Raw genomic sequence first — 16,263 nt, 5'->3', positions numbered from 1 at the left:
GGCGGCCTCACGCCGCCCGCGGAGACCGGCTCGCCAGAAACACGACCAAGAAGATGGAGCTGCCCCCGTGACCGTCACCGCCCCGCCGTCCGTCGACGGCACGACTGCATCGCAGCGTGAAGCGACCTCGCTCCGCTCCGAGGCGCGGAGCCGCCGATCCCCGCTCGCAGCGCTCGCCCGCTGGGCGCGCGGTGGGGGGCCGGGCACACTGGCCATGTTCGTCCCCCTGCTCCTGGCGTTCGGCTACTTCGCCTGGTGGCCGATCCTGAAGAGCCTCGTGCTCGCGTTCCAGCACACGGACCTCGTGACCGACCCGACCTGGGTGGGCCTCAGCAACTTCCGTCGCGTGGTCGCGGACCCTCTGCTCTGGACGGCTCTGGGGAACACCGTCTGGTTCGCTGTGCTGGCCCTCGTGATCGGCTTCCCGCTCCCGATCCTGATGGCGGTCGTCATGGCCGAGCTGCGGCGCAGCCGGCAGATCTCGAGTGTCCTCGCCTACCTTCCGGTGATCATCCCGCCCGTGGTGAGCGTCCTGCTGTGGAAGCAGTTCTACGAGCCCGGGGCGACCGGCCTGTTCAACACCGTCCTCGGCTGGTTCGGCATCTCGCCCGTCGGCTGGTTGCAAGACCCGGCGTTCGCGATGCCGAGCATGGTCGTGCAGGCCACCTGGGCGACGGCCGGGACGGCCACGATCATCTACCTCGCCGCGCTGATGTCGATCCGCACGGAGCTGTACGACGCGGCGGAGGTCGACGGCGCCTCGATCCTGCAGCGGACGTGGCACGTCACGCTGCCCCAGCTGCGCAGCGTGATCCTGCTCATGCTGCTGCTGCAGGTCATCGGCACGATGCAGGTCTTCACCGAGCCGTTCGTCATGACGGGCGGTGGCCCCGAGAACCACACGGTCACGCTGCTGATGCTCGTCTACAACTACGCCTTCCGTTCGGGCGACTTCGGCAAGGCGACGGCCCTCAGCCTGCTGCTCGCCGTCGCCCTCAGCCTCGTCTCCGCCGTGTACCTGCGGCTCACCCGGAAGTGGAGCGAATCGTGACCTCCGTGACGTCCACCGTGCGACCCGTGGGCCGGCGTGCGCCCCGCGCCGACGACCCCGACGAGCGCTCCAACGTCTCGACCCTGGACCGGTCGCGACGCAGCGTCCGACTGACGTCGCGCGTCATGACCGCGGTCCTCATCGCCGCGCTGTGCGTCGTGGCCCTGGGTCCGCTGCTCTGGCTCCTCAAGGCCGCGCTGTCCACCAGCCAGGACATCCTCCGGGAGCCGTTCGCCTGGTTTCCGAGCGGCATCCAGTGGCACAACCTCCACGACGCGTGGACCCAGATCCACGTCGGGCAGTACCTGCTGAACACGGTCTGGATGTCGGCGGGCTGCTGGTTCTTCGGGCTCCTCGTGGCTCTGACGGGCGGCTACGGCATCGCGGTGCTGCGTCCCCGCTACGCGAGGGTGGTCAACGCCGCCGTCCTCGCGACCCTGTTCATCCCCGGGGTCGTGTCGCTGATCTCCCTGTACGTGACCGTGCTCGACGTGCCGCTGGTCCACGTCAGCCTCGTCAACACCTTTTGGGCGGTGTGGCTGCCGAGCGCGGCGAGCGCTTTCAACGTGCTCCTCGTGGCTCGGTTCTTCGACCGGCTGCCGCGCGACGTATTCGAGGCGGCGCGGATCGACGGCGCGGGAGTGTTCCGCGTGTTCTGGGCGATCGTGCTGCCGCTGTCGCGACCCGTCGTCGGTGTCGTCTCGCTCCTGACGATCGTGGCGTCGTGGAAGGAGTTCCTGTGGCCGATGCTCGTGCTGCCCTCGCCCGACAAGCAGCCGCTGTCGGTCGGCCTGTTCCGGGTGAGCGAGACCGCACCGACGCACCTGCTCATGGCAGGGATGTTCATCTCGGTGGTGATCCCGGTGCTGCTGTTCGTCCTGTTCCAGCGCCAGTTCCTGCGCAGCGCGGGACAGGCCGGGGCGGTGAAGGGATGACGGCGACCCGGACGCCGCGCGCCGTCCTCGCGGTCCTGGCTCTGGTGGCGCTCCTCGGCGGGCTGCTCATGGCACTCCCGGCCACCGCTCACGCGGACCTCGCAGCGTCCGACACGTTCGACGGCTGGACGACGACCGTGTCCGGTAGCCCCGACTTCGTGATCGCGGCCGACACCGCTACCGGTCACGAGGGCGCGACCTCGGCGCGGGTCGACTTCGACTCGCTCTACTCGACCTCCTACGTCGACCTGCGCCAGAGTGTCCGCGCGAACGGCGGCGTCACGTACGACATGAGTGTCTGGGTCCGCACCGAGAACCTTTCCTCCGCCGGTGCCGCGTACGTCGTGCTGAGCAGCGACCACAGCGAGCGGGTCGAGTTGCCGGCCGGGACGAACGGCTGGACGCGGCTCGCGTGGAGCTACACCCAGCCGGCGGGCAGCATGTCGTTCGTCATGCGGTTCCTCGTCCGCGGCGCGGGAACCGTCTGGCTCGACGACGTGCACGTGGCCGTCGCCGGCGACGACCAGAACCTCGTGGTGAACCCCTCGTTCGAGGAGCACGAGCCGCCGCCCGGCGCCCTGGCGTTCTCCGACCCGGCCCTCGTGTACTCCTCGGGCGACGCCCACGTCGGCGTGACCACGACCGGGCAGACGGTGGCGTGGGACCTCCGTGCGTCCTCCGGGCAGCGCCTCGACACCGGCCGAGTGACGGTCACGGACGGCGGAGCCTCGATCGACCTTTCGGCCCTGCCCGCCGGCTACTACGAGCTCACACTGGGCGTCGACGCGCCGTCTCCGACGACCCGCACCGCGACGCTCGCGATCCTCGACGCCCCGGCCGCGGCGGTCCCCACGGCCGACCGGCAGGTCGGCCTGGCGGTGCACGTCAACCGCTACTCGGTCGAGCAGGTCGACGCGCTCATGGCGCCCCTCGGCGCCGGAACGATGCGCGAGGGCCCGTCCTGGGATACGGTCGAGACGTCCCCGGGCGTCTACGAGTTCCCCGCGCTGTTCGATGCCCAGGTCGCGGCCGCGAAGTCCCGCGGCGAGAGGCCCCTGGTCATCCTCGCCTACGCCAGCCGCTGGTACGACGACGGAACGACGCCGAGCTCGCCGGAGGGCATCGCCGCGTTCGCGCGCTACGCCGCCGCGGCGGCCGCCCACTACGGCTCCGACGTGGACTACGAGATCTACAACGAGTTCAACGACAGCTTCAACACCGGTGCGTGCGGGACGACGGCCGCCTGCTACCTAGCCCTGCTCGCACCAACAGCGGACGCAGTGCACCACGCGGCCCCGGGGGCTCGCGTCGTGGGGCCCGTCCTCGCCGGCGCGAGGTGGGACTTCATGGAGGACCTGTTCGCCCTCGGGGGCCTTGACTACCTCGATGCCGTCAGCTACCACACGTACGACTTCCCCGTCGCACCCGAGGGCAGGGCGGAGGCGGGCGTCGCGACCCTCCGCCGGCTCGTCGACCAGTACGCGCCGCCCGGCGTGCACCTCCCCATCTGGCTGACCGAACACGGCTGGACGACGACCACCGGCGGGACGACGGAGCAGCAGCAGGCGGCGTTCGTCGTCCGTTCGGCAGCGCTGCTGGAGGCCGCCGGCGTCGAGCGGGTCGTCTTCTACGAGCTGATCGACTCCGGGGTGAACCCAGCGGAGACGGAGCACAACTTCGGCCTCGTCCGGAGGCCCGCCGACGGAGGCACGGCGCTCACACCCAAGCCCGCCTACCCGGCGCTCGCGGTCTTCGACCGCCTTACCGCGAGACGCACGCTCGCGCAGCTGCGTCGCCTCGACGGTGCGATCACGGCCGACTACGTCGACGCCGCGGGCCAGGTCGTCCGGATGGTGTGGGCGACCGACGCACCGGTGACGGTCGCGGTCGAGACCGGCGCGTCGGCGCGGGTGGTGCGCGGCGACGGCCGCTCGTGGCGCGCGCGGCCGAACTCGCGCGTCGAGCTGACCGTCGACGCAGACCCCGTGTTCGTGTCCGGTGCGGTTGGCACCCCGGCCGTCGTCGCCGCCCCCGCCGTGCATGTCGGGCTCCCGGAGGAGGTGCCCCTCGACACGGGCGTCGACGCCCCCGTCACCGTCGAACGGGGCGCGCTCGACATGACGGGCGACGTGAGCGTCGTCGGGCCGGTCGGTGCCGGCACCACTCTGACCGGGACGGGCGACGTGGCGGAGGGCGCGCTCCCGCTGGAGCCTCTGCGGGAGCTCGGCACGCACCCGGTCACGACGACGGTGCGCAGCGCGGACGCGGTCGTCGCCTACGTCGCCGGTTCGGTCGACGTCGTCGAGAACCCCGTCCTCGCCTTCGGGCCGGGCCAGGACGCCGACGGCACGGTCCGGCCGTCCCTCCGGGCGGCGAACGTCGGAGCCGACCCGGTCGATGTCGACGACATCTCCTGGACACTCGGCGACCGGTCCGGCACCCTGCCGGCGCTCGCGGTCGCCCCCGGCGCCATGGCCTCCTTCGCGATCGAAGCCCCGCTCGACACCTGGCAGCCCTACCCGTTCACGGTGACGGCGGCGGCCGGGGGCGAGCAGCGACGACTCGTGGGGACGACAGCCCTGGCCCCGGTCGCCGACGACCCCGCGAATGCCGTCACGGTCGACTGGAAGGCCCGGGGCACGTACGTCGCCCTGAGCGGCGGGGTGCCCGACGACGACGACCTGAGCGGCACGTTCGCGCTCTCGTGGAGCGAGGAGGGGCTCCGTCTGCACGCCGCTGTGCGGGACACCGACCACCGACCCGCCGCGACGGCCGATCGGCTCTGGGACGGCGACTCGATTCAGTTCGCCGTCGGCCGCGGACTTCCGGGACAGGACCCCGGCTCGCGGGTCGAGCTGGGGATCCACCCGGACCTGGCGGCCCCGAGCGTCTACCGGTACACGGCACCGGTCGGCCCCGAGGTCGACGCGACGACGCAGGTCGCACGTGCGGACGGCACGACGACCTACGACGTCGTGGTGCCGTGGGACGTGCTCGGCATCGACCCGGCCGATGGCGCCTTCTCGTTCTCGATCCTGGTCAACGACGACGACGGCGGCACCCGTGAGGGGTTCCTGCAGTGGGGCGGCGGCATCGGGGCGAGCAAGGACGCCGCGCTGTTCCTCCCCGTCGTCCCTGTCGGAGCCCCCTCGCACGACGTCCCCTGTGCCGCCCCCGGCGCGACGCCACCGGCCCCGACCAACCTGCCCGCACCTGCTCTGCGTTGCTCCCACCGATGGCACGACGTCCCCGTCGCGCCGAGAGGACTGTGATGACCCACACGACCACCACCACCCGGTACGCGCTGATCGGCACCGGCGCCCGCGCCCAGCTCTATCTGGAGGCGCTGTCGGGCCCCTACGCCGCGCAGGCAGAGCTGGTGGCCTGGGGGGACACCAACGCGGGGCGGCTGGACTGGAACGAGCGGCAGCTCACCGAGGCGGGGCTCGCCGCTCCGATGCGGGTCGACCTCGAGCGGCTCGCGTCCGAGGTCGCCCGGCTGGGCATCGAGCGCGTCATCGTCACCGCCCCCGACCGGACGCACGCCGACATCGTGGCCGCGGCCCTCGACGGCGGCGCCGACGTCGTCGTGGAGAAGCCGCTGACCACCGACGCCGACGGTGTGCGCCGCATCGCCGACGCCGTCGAGCGCACCGGCCGCGCCGTCGTCACGACGTTCAACTACCGCTACTCGCCGCGGAACGCGGCGCTCAAGGAGGTCGTCGCGCGGGGCGACATCGGCGAGGTCACGTCCGTCCACTTCGAGTGGCTGCTCGACACCTCGCACGGCGCCGACTACTTCCGTCGCTGGCACCGGGAGAAGCGGAACTCCGGCGGGCTTCTCGTCCACAAGTCGTCCCACCACTTCGACCTGGTCAACTGGTGGCTGTCCGACGTCCCGACCCGCGTCTTCGCCAGCGGCGGCCTGCGCTTCTACGGCGCCGAGAACGCCGAGCGTCGCGGGCTGGGGGAGCGCCCGGCCCGCGGCACCTTCGACGGGGCCCACCTCGACCCGTTCGCGCTCGACCTGCGCGAGCACGACGTCCTGAGCGGGCTGTACCACGAGCAGGAGGCGTACGACGGGTACCTGCGCGACCGGGACGTGTTCGGGCCCGGCATCGACATCGAGGACAACCTCGCCGTCGTCGTGGACTACGCGCGGGGAGCGACCATGACGTACTCCCTCAACGCACACTCGCCGTGGGAGGGGTACACCGTCGCCCTCAACGGCACGAAGGGGCGTGCGGAGCTGTCCGTCGTGGAGCGCGGCGCCGTCGTCGCCGACGGAGCCCGTGGGCCTGTCGACCCGACCGCCCAGGGCGACGCCGCCGGCGGTGCGGCGCTGCGGCCGACGGGGGAGCGGTTGGTCGTGCAGCAGCACTTCGAGGCGGCGCGCGAGGTCGCGGTCCCCCAGGTGGCGGGGGGCCACGGTGGGGCGGACGACGCGCTGCTGCGCGACGTCTTCCTCGGCGCGCGGGACGACGACCTCGGCCGTGCGGCGTCGTGGCTCGACGGCGTCCGGGCGGTCGCGGTCGGCGTGGCCGGGAACGCCTCGCTCGCCGGCGGTCTGCCCGTCGTCGTCGACGAGCTGCCGTTCGGTGCGGCGCGATCGGCGTTCGTCCGCGGCGGAGCCGAACGCGCCGGGGTCCACGGGCGCCCGGCCGCGGCTCGTTAGGATCACGGCATGGCGACACAACGGGCCGTGCGCCTGAGCGACGTGGCGGCCGTCGCCGGCGTGTCCAAGGCGACCGCGTCCAAGGCGCTCAACGACAGCCCGGTGGTCTCGCCGGCGACGAAGGCCCGCGTCCGGGAAGCGGCCGAGCGGCTCGACTTCCGCCCCAACGCGCTCGCCCTGTCGTTCGCGTCGGGCCGCAGCCGGACCGTCGGCCTCCTCACCCACCGCGCGACCGCCACCTTCTCCCGGCCCGTCGTGATGGGTGCGATCCTGCGCCTGGGGAGCAGGGAACGCGCGGTGCTCGTCTTCGACGGCCGCATCGACGCCCACCGCGACATGGCTGAGAGCGTCCGCACGCTGCAGGACCGGCGCATCGACGGGCTGCTCGTCGTCGGGTCCGGCTACGCGAGGCTCACGCCGTCGATCACCCACCACTTCGACGTCCCCGTCACCTACGCGTTCGCGGCGACCGACGACCCCGACGACGTCGTGTTCCTGCCCGACAACGAGCGGGCCGGGTACCTCGCGGGCCGACACCTGCTGGAGCGGGGCCGCACGAGCATCGCGCACGTCACCGCCGACGCCGACGACCTCGCCGTGCGCCGACGGGAGGAGGGGTTCCGACGGGCGCTCGCGGAGGCCGGCACCGAGGCGGTGACGACGCTGCACGGCACGTGGCGTCGCGAATGGGGCGAGCGTGCCGTCGAGATCCTCGACGACGGGCCGGTTCCGGTCGACGGGATCTTCTGCGGCAACGACCACATCGCGTTCGGCGTGCTCGACGCGCTCGAGGCCAGCGGGCGCCGCGTGCCCGACGACGTCGCCGTCGTCGGCGTGGACAACTGGGAGGAGGTCGTCGTGGACCAGAAGCTGCGCCGGCTCACCACCGTCGACCTCGACCTGACCGGCGTCGGACGCGTAGCGGCAGACAACGTCATCGACCCGGCGGCGCACGGGGGCGAGCGGTTCGTCGAGCCGGCCCTCGTGCTCGGGCCGTCGACCTGAGCGCTCGCGCCGGGCGGCCTACTAGGGTCGACGCCATGACCGAGCCCCGCCGCTGGCAGTCCGAGGCCGACGTGCTCGCGGGCGCCGACCCGCACGATCCGACCGGCTGGTTCGAGCGGCTCTGGGCGTCGGCGGGCGACGGCGACGTCACGACGCCGTGGGACCACGACGACCCGCACCCGGCGCTCGCGTCGTGGCCGGGCCTCCCGGCACCGGGCGAGGCGCGGGGGAGCGCCGTCGTCGTCGGCTGCGGGCTCGGGGCGGACGCCGAGCTCCTCGCCGGGCTCGGCTACGAGACCACGGCGTTCGACATCTCGCCGTCCGCGATCGCCGCCGCGCGCGAGCGGCACCCGGGCTCGCCGGTGACCTACGCCGTCGGCGACCTGCTCGACCTGCCGGCCGAGTGGGTCGCAGCCTTCGACCTCGTGGTCGAGATCTACACCGTCCAGGCGGTGAACCGCAGCGTCCGCGGCCAGCTGACCGCGGGCGTCCGGGCGCTCGTCGCACCGGGCGGGACGCTGCTCGCGATCCAGGCGGCGGCCTCCGAGCCCGACGACGACGGCCCGCCCTGGCCGCTGACCCGCGCGGAGATCGAGGCGTTCGGCAGGCGCGGGTTGTCGGCGGTGCAGGTCGAGGAGCTGGGCGGCTCGGGCGGCGGCGGCGGGCTGTGGCGGGCGGAGTTCCGGCGCGGTTGAACGCCGTCGCCGGCACGGCGGGCGCTCGCGCCCCAGCCGCCCAGACGCAGAAGGGACACCATGCTCGACGTCACCGAGTTCACCATCGCCGTGCCCGAGGAAGACGTCGCGGACCTGCGCCGCCGGCTCGAGGCCACCCGCTGGCCGCGCCGATGGCCCGAGCCCGCCTGGGCCGCCGGGACGGACCGCGACCTCCTCGAGCGCCTCGTCGACCACTGGGCGCGAGGCTTCGACTGGCGCGCGCACGAGCGGCGCCTCAATGCCGAGCCGCAGCGGGTCGCGACGTTCGAGGGGCAGCGGGTCCATTTCCTGCACGTCCTGGCCGAGGTGCCGACGGGGCTGCCCGTGGTCCTCACCAACGGGTGGCCGAGCAGCTTCGCCGAGCTGATCCCCGTCGCGCACCTGCTCGCGGACCTCGGGCACGACGTCGTCGTGCCGTCGCTGCCCGGGTTCACGTTCTCCGACCCGCCGGCCGAGGCGCTCGCCGCCTTCCCGACGCACGAGCTCTGGCACCGGCTCATGACCGGACTGGGCTACGACCGCTACGTCGCCCACGGCGGCGACCTCGGTGCCGGCGTCACCTCACGCCTCGGCGCCGCCCACCCGGACGCCGTCGCCGGGATCCACCTCATGGCCGTCATGGGGGCGCCCGACCACAGCGACCTCACGCCGGACGAGGTGGCCTACCTCGCGGGGATCGAGGCCTGGACCGCCGACGAGGGCGCCTACGAGCACCAGCAGCAGACCCGGCCCCTCACGCTCGCCTCCGGGCTCAGCGACTCGCCCGTCGGGCTGCTCGCCTGGATCCTCGAGAAGTACCGCGCCTGGAGCGACGACCACGGCGACGTCAGCACCCGCTGGACCGACGACGACATCCTCGTCCAGGCGTCGCTCTACTGGTTCACGAACACCATCGGCACGTCGTTCAAGCCCTACTACGACTACCTGGCCCACCCCACGCAGCGCCCCGTCATGGGCGACGTCCCGACGGCGGTCGCCGCATTCCCGCACGACCTCGCCGTCCCGCCGCGCGAGTACGCCGAACGGACCTACCGCGTCGTCCGGTACACGCGCTTCGAGCGCGGCGGGCACTTCGCACCCCACGAGCAGCCGGAGCTCCTCGCCACCGACCTCCACGCGTTCGCCGCCGGCCTCTCCGGCTGACCGGACGGCGCTCGCGGGCGTGCCCGACGACGTCGGGCGGGGACTCAGCGCCAGCCGAGGGCGGGCGCCACCTGCGTGAGGATCGACTCGATGACGTGCGCGTTGTACGCGACGCCGAGCTGGTTGGGGACGGTGAGCAGGAGCGTGTCGGCCGCGGCGAGCGCCTCGTCGCGGCGCAGGTCCTCGACGAGCGCGTCGGGCTCGTCCGCGTAGGAGCGGCCGAACACCGCGCGGGTGCTGTCGATGTACCCGAACTGGTCGTCGCCGTCCCCGCCGCCGAGGAAGTACCGGCGGTCCAGGTCGTTGGTGATCGCGAAGATCGACCGCGACACCGAGACGCGCGGCTCGAAGCCGTGGTCGTGCTGCGCCCACTCGTCGCGGAACGCCTCGATCTGCTTGCGCTGCTGCACGTGGAACGGCTCGCCGGACTCGTCGTCCTTGAGCGTCGACGACATGAGGTTCATGCCCTCGCTCGCCGCCCAGCGCGCGGTCGCGTCCGAGCCGGCGCCCCACCAGATGCGCTCGCGCAGCCCCTCGGAGTACGGCTCGATCCGCAGGAGCCCCGGCGGGTTGGGGAACATCGGCCGCGGGTTCGGCTGCGCGAACTGCTTGCCCTCGAGCACCTCGAGCGCGACCTTCGTGTGGCGGCGCGCCATGTCGGCCTGGGTCTCGCCGTCGGCGGGCTCGAAGCCGAAGTACCGCCAGCCGTCGACGACCTGCTCGGGTGACCCGCGCGAGATGCCGAGCTGCAGCCTGCCGCCCGCGATCAGGTCGGCCGCTCCCGCGTCCTCGGCGAACGCCAGCGGGTTCGCGTACCGCATGTCGATGACGCCGGTGCCGATCTCGATCCGGCTCGTCCGGGCGCCCACCGCCGCGAGCAGCGGGAACGGCGAGCCGAGCTGGCGCGCGAAGTGGTGGACGCGGAAGTAGGCGCCGTCGGCGCCGAGCTCCTCCGCCGCCACCGCGAGGTCGATGCTCTGGAGCAGCGCGTCCGACGCCGACTGCGTCGCCGACGTCGGGTGCGCGGTCCAGTGGCCGAACGAGAGGAAGCCGATCTTCTTGGTCACGTCAGTCGGAACCGCGAGCCGCTCGCCGGGTATTCCGCTACGAGAACCTCGCGTCGACGCCGGGGACGCCGGCCGGCGTCGACAGGGCGGCCTCGAGGGCGTCCTCGGCGCGGCACGGGAGGTCCGGGACGACGCCGATGCCCTCCCAGTTGGTGCCCGTGACCGCATTGACGGACCGGGCGATGGGCACGTGGAGCTGGAGGTGGGGGCCGAGGTCGAACGCGTCGCGAGGGTGGGCGCCGCCACCGGTCGTCTCGCCGACGATGCGCGCACGGCCGAGGGCCTGGAGGTCGTAGGCGAGCTCCTCGCCGCCGCTGAACGTGCGGGCGCTCGTCAGGACGTCGACCGGGACGCCCGCCGGCAGCCTGGGCGCGACCGACGGCGTGGTCCACGCGGCGGTGGTCGTGCCGTCGCGGTTGACGAGGTCCTGCAGGTGGACGGGCTCGTCGCCCGTGAGGTGGCTGACGATCAGGGCGACCGACTCCGGTACGCCTCCCACGCACGCGCGCAGGTCGAGGACCATCCGGGTGACGCCGCACAGCAGGCCGAACGCCGCGGCGGCGGCCGGTCCGACGTGCTCCGGGAGCGGGACGACGGGTCCGACGCCGATCAGCCCGACGTTGCCGTCGAGCCGGCGGACCTCCGTGATCCCGGGGCCCTGCGTGCGGACCAGCTCGTCGAACCAGGCGTCCACGGTCGCGTCGTCGTCGGTCGGGGGCACGCCGTCGGGGTAGTGCCGGACGCGCAGGTGGCGGTCGCCGTTGATCGACTGCAGGGCGGTGGTGAGGACGTCCGCGGTGACGGCGTCGTCGTCGCCGGGGAGGCGGACGCCGTCGAGCGCGGCGCAGATCTGGGCCGCCACGTCGGGGAAGACGTAGTGGTCGCGGACGAGGTCTTGGATGCGGGTGACGAGCATGGCGCCAGTCAACGGGTCGCGTTGACAAAGCGTCCAGCGCTCTTGACGCTTGATTCGTGACCGACGACACGGACCTCGCCACCCCGGCCCAGCTCAGCGCCCTGGGGCACCCGATGCGGCAGCGGATCTGGCGCGAGACCGGGGCGGCCGGCGCCACCGTCAGCCAGCTCGCGAACCGTCTCGCGACCAACAAGGGCAACGTCGCGCACCACGTGAAGGTGCTGGTGGCGGTGGGCCTGCTCGCCCCGGGGCGCGCCCGGACCGTCCGCGGCGGCACCGAGCAGTACTACGTCGCCGTCACGTCCCGGCTCCAGCTGGACTCCAGCGCGACGGACGCCACGCGCGCGCTGCTGTCGTCCGTCGCGGAGGAGGTCGCGGCCGCGCGCGACCCGCTGCTCAACCACCGGACGATCCGGCTCACGCGCCGGCAGGCGGAGGCGCTCGCCCGGCACCTCGACCGGGTCGTCACCGAGCTCGAGCCCGCGGGGGAGCGGGAGGCGTCCTACGGCGTCCTCGTCAGCGTGTACGGGCGGTAGGTCCTCGTCGAGGCGCGCCGTGGGTGCCGTCGACGTCGGCGAGACCTGTCGCGGCGGTGGCCGACGGCCGGGCCCGTGCGACGCCGGTCAGGGCCGGTCGCCCACGAGGGCGAGCGCGCGCGGCTCGGGCACTCCGAGCAGCAGCAGGCTGGTGATCGTCGCGGCGCGGGCGCCGACGGTCTCGTCCGACCGGCCGTCGTCGGCGACGGCGAACACCACGCCGTAGGCGAGCTGGCTCAGGCTGCCGGCGGGCAGGTGCCGCGCGAACGTGCCGGCCTCCTGGCCTCGTCTCACGAGGTCGGCGAGCCGTTCGTCGAGGGGCCCGAGCAGGCCGTGGATCGTCTCCCCGTACTCGCCGCGCCGCAGCGCCACCAGCACGCGGTACCGGTGCGCCACCGGCCAGACGCGCGCCACGAACCCGGCCCACGTCGCGTCCGCGTCCGCATCGGGGGAGTCGACCTCGGCGAGCACGGCCGTCATCTCGGCGACGGCCCGCTCCGTGAGGGTCCGGACGAGGTCCAGTCGTGAGGGGAAGTGGCCGTAGACCGTGCGTCGGACGACGCCGGCGGCCGCAGCGATCTCGCCCATCCCGGCGTCGGGCTCCCGGCCCAGCACCACGAGGGCGACGTCGAGGATGCGGTCGCGTGTCTCTGTCGTCGAGCGCGCACGGGAGGACTCGGTGGGCACGGCGCCCATCCTTGCACACTGGTGTGCAAGGGGCATACGCTGCACACCAGTGTGCAGCGGAGGGTTGTGCTGCGCTTCGACCCTCACGAGAAGAGACCACGACCATGACACCGACAGCGTCGGACCCGACCCTCGTCCGCCCGTTCACCGTCTCGATCGCTGACGCGGAGATCGACGACCTGACGCAGCGGCTCGCCAGGACCCGCTGGCCCGACCCCGAGACGGTGGACGACTGGTCGCAAGGGGTCCGCGTGGCGAACGCCCGGGCTCTGGTCGACCACTGGCAGCACCGCTACGACTGGCGGCGCTTCGAGTCCCGGCTCAACCGGTTCCCCCAGTTCCTCACCGAGATCGACGGCCTGGACATCCACTTCATCCACGTCAGGTCCAAGAACCCCGGTGCGCTGCCGCTCGTCCTCACGCACGGGTGGCCGGGTTCGATCGTCGAGTTCCTGAACCTGATCGGCCCGCTGACGGATCCGGTCGCGTTCGGGGGAGACGCCGCCGACTCGTTCGACGTCGTCGTCCCGTCGCTCCCCGGGTTCGGGTTCTCCCAGAAGCCCGCACGGACCGGGTGGGACGTCTCGCGCGTCGCGAGGGCGTGGGCAGAGCTGATGAGGCGGCTCGGCTACACGCGATGGGCCGCTCAAGGCGGCGACTGGGGCGCCGTCGTCACCACCGCGCTCGGCGCCATGGAGCCCGAGGGGCTCGTCGGGATCCACCTCAACACCCCGTACGCGTTCCCCGCCCAGATCCCCGACGCGCTGTTGCCCGAGCAGCGGCACGCCGTGGAGACCCTCGCCTTCTACACCGGCGAGCTCGGTGGGTCGAACCACCTGCAGCGCACCAAGCCGGAGACCGTGGGGATCGCGCTGGCGGACTCTCCCGCCGGGCAGGCGGCGTGGATCTACGAGAAGTTCCAGTCCAAGACCGACAACGACGGGCTCGCCGAGGACGCCCTCAGCGTGGACGACATGCTCGACGCGATCTCCCTCTACTGGTTCACCAACAGCGCCGCGTCGTCCGGGCGCATCTACTGGGAGAACAGCTCCGGCACCCTCGCCGGCCCGAAGCTGACGCTGCCCGTCGCGGTGACCGTCTTCCCCAAGGACATCCCGCTCCTGCCGCGAAGCTGGATCGAGGACACCTACAGCACCCTGATCCACTACGGCGAGGCAGAGCGGGGCGGGCACTTCGCGGCGCTGGAACAGCCCGACATCCTGGTCGGCGAGATCCGGACAGGCCTGCGGAGCCTGCGGTCCTGATGCCGGGCCGTCCCTCCGCTGCGGGCATACGGCCTGATCGATGGGGGGGTCAGCTCGCGGGGACCGCGACGATGAAGTCGCCGTCGGCGCGCTCGCCCGTCGCGTCGGACGTCGTGTTGAGCAGCGTGCCGTTCGTGGCGATCGCTGTCGAGCCGCCGCCGTCGAGGTTCATGGCGTCCACGGCGCCGAGGCTGCGCAGCAGCTGCGCCTCCTCGACGAGGGTCAGCCCCTCCGAGACGCCGGGCTGGCGGCCGTCGACGGTGACGAGGAGCAGGCGGCCCTTCGCGTCGGTCGCGATCATGGTGCGCGGCTGACGCACCTCGGCCCACGCGAAGTTGAACGACAGGTCGAGCGGGTCGATGACGCCCTCGCCGGCGGCGGGGATGTCGATGCGGCCGTCGGTCAGCAGGTTGGGTGCGGCGCTCGCGATGGACGTGTGCCGGGTGAGCGGGACGTTGCGCCCGTCCTCGTCGCGCACCTTCTCCTTGATCCGCAGCGGCTTCCCGACGACGGCGTGGTCCGCCAGCCAGGTCGCGTCGTTGCCGATGCCCTGGATCGCCGTGCCCCCGGCGGGGACGGTGCCGCCGCGGGTGCCGACGGCGGTGACCTTGTCGTGCGCGTCGAGCGTGACCTGCACGCCGTCGCCGGTCGGGAGCGCGGCGCCGAGCTGCGGGGTGAACAGGACCAGCTCGGAGCTCGTCGTGCAGGTGATGTCCTGGCGCGGCTCCGCGGTCGGCAGCCCGCCGGGCCGGCCGCAGTCGCGCACGACGCCCGGCTTCCGGTTGATGCCGTTGACGTCCTCCGTCGCGCCGCCCGAGCGGACCGTGACCGTCGCCGTCAGGCGGGCGATGCGGGCCGGACCGTCGCCGAGCACGACGGCGCTGCGCGGCCCGTTGTTCAGGGACTGCAGCGTGCCCTCGTACGCGGCGATGCCGGTGGGCGCGCCCTGGTAGCCGTCGGCGTCCGCGGTGACGAAGAAGCCTGCGTTGACGCCGACGGTCGCCTGGAGCTGCGCGGTCACCGCGGAGAGCTTGGTGCGCGACGCGATGGGGCCGCCGTGCGTCGCGTAGACGTTCCCGTGGAAGGCCCGCTGGTCGATGGTCGCGACGTGGATCCGCTCGCCGTCGGGGGAGGTGTCGACGTCGTAGCCCGTCCACTCGGCGACGGCGGCGAGGCCGAGCACCTTCAGCGCGGTCACGGCCGCGGCGGCCTGCGCCTGCGTCGCGTAGTGGCCCGTGCGGACGCGCACGCCCTGGACGCCGCCGGCGACGTCCGCGTAGCGGGGCCAGGCGACGTCGTCCCGGCGCGGGGTGTACCCGGCGGCGGTCAGCGCCTGCGACGTCGTGTCCGCCCAGGCCGCGGTGCCGAGGGCGGTCGCCGCCGGCTTGCCCGTGAGCCGGTTCGTCGTGCTCGACTGCAGGGTGACCGTCCAGAACGGCGCCGACTGGGCGCCGCTGAGGGTGCCGGTGCGGAGCGTCACCCCGGGGGCGAGCGTCGTCGCCGACCAGCTGATCGACGAGAGCCAGGACGGGGAGTGCTGGTCGGCGGAGGCGACGGTCGGGGCCGCGACCAGGGCGGCGGCGAGGCCGGCGACGACGGCGCCCGCGGCGGCGAGCGGGCGGGCGCGGCGGGATGACGCGAGGCGAAGGGTCATGCCGGTCACGCTAGGAACCGCGTGGGCCGCGGGGATGGCCGGTTGCGCACGAGAAGGTGAACTCTCGGCGGGCAACGCGACAGGACGAGAGTGCAGGGCGCCCGGAAGGCCGGAGCCGTCCGGGCGCCCTGCCGTCGCGTCGAGGTCAGGCGACCGTCGCGTCGATCGTCACGGGGATGTTGCCGCGGGTCGCGTTCGAGTAGGGGCAGACCTTGTGGGCGGCCTCGACCAGGTGATCGGCCGTCCCCTGGTCGACCCCGGCGAGCTCGACGTGGAGCGCGGCGCTCAGGCCGAACGCGCCGTCGTCGGCGGGGTGGATGCTCACCTCGGCGACGACCGCAGAGTCGGAGAAGGTGACCCTCTGCGCCGCGGCGACGCCCTTGAGGGCGCTGTGGAAGCACGAGGCCCAGCCGGCCGCGAAGAGCTGCTCGGGGTTGGTGCCGCCGCCGGGGCCGCCCAGGCCGGTCGGGACGGCGAGGGTGAGGTCCAGCGCGCCGTCGTCGGTCACGGCGCGGCCTCCGGCACGGCCGTCGCCGGTCGAGGTCGCCACTGCGGTGTACAGGCCGTCGGTCATGGTGGTTGCTCCTTCGTTCTGAGGGTGTGGGGGTGTGGG

General features: G+C 73.2%; 14 protein-coding genes. 9 read left to right on the top strand and 5 right to left on the bottom strand.

Going from position 1 to position 16,263, the window contains the following annotated elements:
* Positions 1-214: 214 nt before the first annotated feature.
* Genes ACLQ14_RS06600 through ACLQ14_RS06570 form a run of 7 tightly spaced genes read left to right on the top strand, consistent with a single transcriptional unit; the run spans position 215 to position 9,525 of the window.
* Positions 215-1,051 carry a carbohydrate ABC transporter permease gene (locus tag ACLQ14_RS06600; RefSeq protein WP_425811134.1) on the top strand — a complete coding sequence of 279 codons (837 nt, stop codon included), beginning with the start codon at positions 215-217 and terminating at the stop codon, positions 1,049-1,051.
* A gap of 5 nt (positions 1,052-1,056) precedes the next feature.
* Positions 1,057-1,986, top strand: a complete 930-nt coding sequence (locus ACLQ14_RS06595; protein ID WP_425811132.1) for a carbohydrate ABC transporter permease — start codon at positions 1,057-1,059, stop codon at positions 1,984-1,986.
* Positions 1,983-5,258 carry a hypothetical protein gene (locus ACLQ14_RS06590; RefSeq protein WP_425811130.1) on the top strand — a complete coding sequence of 1,092 codons (3,276 nt, stop codon included), beginning with the start codon at positions 1,983-1,985 and terminating at the stop codon, positions 5,256-5,258. Before ACLQ14_RS06595 ends, ACLQ14_RS06590 begins: the two co-directional genes overlap by 4 nt.
* A complete protein-coding gene (locus ACLQ14_RS06585) occupies positions 5,258-6,661 on the top strand; it encodes a Gfo/Idh/MocA family protein (protein ID WP_425811128.1) in 1,404 nt (467 codons plus the stop codon). Before ACLQ14_RS06590 ends, ACLQ14_RS06585 begins: the two co-directional genes overlap by 1 nt.
* A gap of 9 nt (positions 6,662-6,670) precedes the next feature.
* Positions 6,671-7,666, top strand: a complete 996-nt coding sequence (locus ACLQ14_RS06580; protein ID WP_425811126.1) for a LacI family DNA-binding transcriptional regulator — start codon at positions 6,671-6,673, stop codon at positions 7,664-7,666.
* 35 nt (positions 7,667-7,701) lie between these two features.
* Positions 7,702-8,361 carry a class I SAM-dependent methyltransferase gene (locus ACLQ14_RS06575; RefSeq protein ID WP_425811124.1) on the top strand — a complete coding sequence of 220 codons (660 nt, stop codon included), beginning with the start codon at positions 7,702-7,704 and terminating at the stop codon, positions 8,359-8,361.
* Positions 8,362-8,421: 60 nt separating this feature from the next.
* Positions 8,422-9,525, top strand: coding sequence for an epoxide hydrolase family protein (locus ACLQ14_RS06570; protein WP_425811122.1), 1,104 nt, complete (start codon positions 8,422-8,424; stop codon positions 9,523-9,525).
* A gap of 44 nt (positions 9,526-9,569) precedes the next feature.
* On the opposite strand, the gene ACLQ14_RS06565 is transcribed toward ACLQ14_RS06570, so the two are convergent.
* Together ACLQ14_RS06565 and ACLQ14_RS06560 are read right to left on the bottom strand one after the other, a co-directional pair.
* Positions 9,570-10,592 (bottom strand): LLM class flavin-dependent oxidoreductase, encoded by a 1,023-nt coding sequence (locus ACLQ14_RS06565; protein WP_425811120.1) that lies wholly within the window; start codon positions 10,590-10,592, stop codon positions 9,570-9,572.
* A gap of 37 nt (positions 10,593-10,629) precedes the next feature.
* Complete coding sequence (locus ACLQ14_RS06560; protein WP_425811118.1) at positions 10,630-11,508, bottom strand: S41 family peptidase; 879 nt, start codon at positions 11,506-11,508, stop codon at positions 10,630-10,632.
* A 56-nt stretch (positions 11,509-11,564) separates the two neighbouring features.
* On the opposite strand from ACLQ14_RS06560, the gene ACLQ14_RS06555 reads away from it, so the two are divergent.
* On the top strand, positions 11,565-12,044 hold the full coding sequence (locus tag ACLQ14_RS06555) for an ArsR/SmtB family transcription factor (RefSeq protein ID WP_425811116.1): 480 nt from the start codon (positions 11,565-11,567) through the stop codon (positions 12,042-12,044).
* Between the two features lie 87 nt (positions 12,045-12,131).
* Here ACLQ14_RS06555 and ACLQ14_RS06550 read toward each other — a convergent pair whose 3' ends face one another.
* The gene (locus ACLQ14_RS06550; protein ID WP_425811114.1) at positions 12,132-12,731 is read right to left on the bottom strand and encodes a TetR/AcrR family transcriptional regulator; all 600 of its coding nucleotides are present in this window, start codon (positions 12,729-12,731) and stop codon (positions 12,132-12,134) included.
* A 104-nt stretch (positions 12,732-12,835) separates the two neighbouring features.
* On the opposite strand from ACLQ14_RS06550, the gene ACLQ14_RS06545 reads away from it, so the two are divergent.
* On the top strand, positions 12,836-13,996 hold the full coding sequence (locus ACLQ14_RS06545) for an epoxide hydrolase family protein (protein ID WP_425811112.1): 1,161 nt from the start codon (positions 12,836-12,838) through the stop codon (positions 13,994-13,996).
* A gap of 49 nt (positions 13,997-14,045) precedes the next feature.
* Here the strand turns inward: ACLQ14_RS06545 and ACLQ14_RS06540 are convergent, their stop codons facing one another.
* Together ACLQ14_RS06540 and ACLQ14_RS06535 are read right to left on the bottom strand one after the other, a co-directional pair.
* The gene (locus ACLQ14_RS06540; RefSeq protein ID WP_425811110.1) at positions 14,046-15,650 is read right to left on the bottom strand and encodes a phosphodiester glycosidase family protein; all 1,605 of its coding nucleotides are present in this window, start codon (positions 15,648-15,650) and stop codon (positions 14,046-14,048) included.
* A 145-nt stretch (positions 15,651-15,795) separates the two neighbouring features.
* Complete coding sequence (locus tag ACLQ14_RS06535) at positions 15,796-16,224, bottom strand: organic hydroperoxide resistance protein (protein WP_425811108.1); 429 nt, start codon at positions 16,222-16,224, stop codon at positions 15,796-15,798.
* Positions 16,225-16,263: the final 39 nt, after the last annotated feature.

The organism is Luteimicrobium sp. DT211 (assembly GCF_049844995.1).
Lineage (GTDB): Bacteria > Actinomycetota > Actinomycetes > Actinomycetales > Cellulomonadaceae > Luteimicrobium.
Note: the sequence above shows the minus strand (reverse complement) of the source record. Positions and strands in the feature narration are given on the sequence as shown.